Genomic DNA, 1,791 nt, shown 5'->3' with positions numbered 1-1,791 from the left:
CTGGCTGCCTCTACCTTGATGCTACGTCGCCGCGGGCCCTCGTGGGGTTGTTCGCCGAGAGGCAGGATAAAGAGAGCCGGGTTCCCGTGACTTTCCCATGTAAGCGGCAGGGTTTCGCACCGCCATCCGCCACGTCACCGCGTGTCACCGTGTGGGCGCAGAGGCACCCGCACTACATAGTGCGGCGCACCCCCGTATCCCTGACGCCGGTCGCCGGTTGCCGCCGCAGTCGCTGCGGGGCTCATCGCCACCGCCGGCCTCCACCTCTGGCGGCGCAACGCCATCGTGAGCGTCCTCGGCGGAACCGCCGTCCACGTAGCACTGGCATCCACGCTCCCTGCCTTGCACGCGGCCCAGAATCCGGCTAACCTGTGAGACGTGTCACGGACAAAATGACACATGCTTTTGATCTGCGGCGGGAGAGTCCTGCCGGTACGTTCAGCAGGCGCCGTAGGAGCAAATCCTCTCCGGGAATCTCTCAGGCCCACGTACCGCCGCGGTTAGGCAACTCTGGAAAGTAGTCCGGCAACGGGCTCACCGACGGTGCAAGCGTCACCCTGCGGCAAGCAGGTGGGCGCGGAAACTCTCAGGTCCAATACAGAGCGGGGAGGAACCCGAATCAATGTGGCGTACCCAGCGCGCCACCTGAATTATGGAGTTCCTTCATGACCATCCAGTCGTCCCCTTCCACCTTTGCCGATCGGCATATTGGTGCCCGCCGCCAGGCCGATATCGACTCCATGCTCAAGGCCGTTGGCTATGACAGCGTTGACGGCCTCGTGGACGTTGCCGTCCCCGACTCCATCCGCCAGGCCAAGCCGCTGGCCCTCAAGGACGCCCTGAGTGAGGTTGAGGTCCTTGCCGAGCTGCGGAAGCTCGCGGCGAAGAACAAGACGGCCGTGCAGATGATCGGCCAGGGCTACTACGACACCGTCACGCCTGCGGTGATCCGGCGGAACATCCTCGAAGCCCCGGCCTGGTACACGGCCTACACCCCGTACCAGCCGGAGATTTCCCAGGGCCGCCTCGAGGCGCTGCTGAACTTCCAGACCATGGTCCAGGACCTCGTCGGCCTGCCCATCGCGAACGCGTCGCTGCTCGATGAAGCCACCGCCGTGGCCGAGGCTGTGCTGATGATGCGCCGGGCAAACAAGAACAAGGACGCCCGCGACGGCAAGACCGTCCTGGATGCGGACTGCCTGCCGCAGACCATCGCCATCGTGAAGGGCCGCGCCGAGGCCCTCGGGTTCGAGGTGGAGGTCGCCGACCTGTCCCAGGGCCTGCCCGACGGCGTTATCAACGGTGTTGTGCTGCAGCAGCCTGGTGTTTCCGGCCGGGTCTTCAACCACGCCGACGTCATCAAGGAAGCCAAGGAACGCGGCGCGCTGGTCACGGTCGCCGCGGACCTGTTGGCCCTGACGCTGATCACCCCTCCCGGGGAGCAGGGCGCGGATATCGCCGTGGGTTCGACCCAGCGTTTTGGTGTGCCTTTGTTCTTCGGCGGCCCGCACGCGGCCTACATGGCCGTGGCGAAGGGCCTGGAGCGGTCCATGCCCGGCCGCCTGGTCGGAGTGTCCAAGGACGACGCCGGGACCCCCGCTTACCGGCTGGCGCTGCAGACCCGTGAGCAGCACATCCGCCGCGAGAAGGCCACGTCCAACATCTGCACCGCGCAGGCACTGCTGGCCATCGTCTCCTCGTTCTACGCCGTCTACCACGGCCCCGACGGCCTCAAGGCAATCGCCGAGCAGGTCCACAGCCACGCTGCAACCATCGCCGCGTCCCTGAAGG

General features: G+C 66.2%; 1 protein-coding gene and 1 riboswitch. The gene reads left to right on the top strand.

The features are described from left to right. The first annotated feature begins 406 nt into the window (after positions 1–406). Positions 407–504, top strand: a riboswitch (glycine riboswitch). Between the two features lie 161 nt (positions 505–665). Then, positions 666–1,791 (top strand): glycine dehydrogenase (locus V6M49_RS19790; protein ID WP_442959775.1); only part of this gene is annotated, 1,126 nt, incomplete at its 3' end.

The organism is Pseudarthrobacter sp., from assembly GCF_036675385.1.
In the GTDB taxonomy this organism is placed as follows: domain Bacteria; phylum Actinomycetota; class Actinomycetes; order Actinomycetales; family Micrococcaceae; genus Arthrobacter.
The sequence above is the reverse complement of the archived record's forward strand: the minus strand, read 5'-3'. Positions and strand labels throughout refer to the sequence as shown.